Annotated in this window: 1 protein-coding gene; it reads left to right on the top strand. The window is 44.8% G+C overall.

Features of this window, described 5'->3' with window-relative positions:
• Window positions 1-726: 726 nt before the first annotated feature.
• A partial coding sequence (locus ACYQ3Q_RS28240) for an IS110 family transposase (RefSeq protein WP_459931714.1) occupies window positions 727-1,376 on the top strand: 650 nt, incomplete at its 3' end.

Below are 1,376 nucleotides of genomic sequence, written 5' to 3' on the forward strand. Positions count from 1 at the left end.
CTCCTCCTCGTATAATTAATTTAGTTCCTGCCCCACGAGTCCAAGAAACTAATGGAACGTGGGGTATTTAAATGACCATAGAAAAACTGGAAATTCAGTTAGTATGGTCAACATCAACAAGATGCGCGCAGGATAACGCATACCCCATGCAGCCGTCGTGCCTGTGGGCAGTGTGGACAAGTCAACCCCAAAGCATACTTCAAATTCAACTTGTCCAAAGCCTGTTGGGAAAGCTCTTTTAAGACAGACCCTAAAGTGCTTTTCCACAGGCTGGCACTGTCCACAGGCTCAGGATGAGGAATACTTGATTTTAGGAAGGAGGTGCGGGGGGAAACCCTTTTTAATGACTAACAAATGGCTTTCCCCATTAAAGGCACAAACGCACACTTCCACCAAAAAGATTCCTCAGATTGTTCTATGAGAACAAAAAAGTATTTAATTTTGTTGGGATTCCAGGCAAAATGGTACCGTGAGGTTCGTTCTGGTAAGGCCTTCTCCTCCTTGAGGCTTTGACCTCTTTTTAAGTCTGACTGCCAGCCCACAATTTGAACTTTTAACTCGAAGGTTGCACAGCTTAAAGGGAACTCCTCCGATGGTAGCAGATCGGTTGGATCCAAGGTCTTTTTAAGACAAGTGCTGATTCGGCGAGGTTGTTGACCTGTTGTGGTGCCTGGTCCCAACGTTAATCTTACAAATTCTTCGACTCAGAAAGTGAGGTGATTTTAATTGAGTTTATTTGTCGGTATTGATGTGAGTTCCAGTGATTTTAAAGTGCGAATCTTAGATGAGCGGGGTAATGAACCGGTTAAAAAACTACGGGTTTTGAATGATAAACCTGGTTGTGAGCAAGTTGCCCGATATCTCACTGAAGCCTGCGCTAAAGAGAAAGAAGACCGGCTGGTTATTGGTTTAGAGGCCACTTCCGTGTACAGTTGGCCGTTACAAATGTTCTTAGCGGAAGACCATTGTTTAGCACCTTTACAGCCCCAAATTTATTCCTTTAACCCCAAGGTAGTTGCTAATTTCAAGAAGGCTTATGTGGACCTTCCGAAGAACGATTGGATTGATGCCTGGGTCATTGCCGAACGTTTACGCTTCGGCCGGCTCCCGGAGGGCTCTCAGGTCGATTTCCGCTACTTACCGTTACAACGCCTCACTCGCTTTCGTTGTCATCTGATTGAGATGATCTCCAGAGAGAAAAACTATTTCCTCACTAACTTGTTCTTGAAGTTTAGCACTCTCGCCCAAGGTGCGGTTTTTAGTAATACTTTCGGCGCTACTTCTGAATCCTTGACACTTGAGTTTTTTTCTCCAGAAGAGGTTGCGGCTCGACCGCTTGATGAATTGATTGATTTCCTCATGGAGAAAGGAAGAAG

This window comes from Desulfosporosinus burensis (assembly GCF_054657535.1).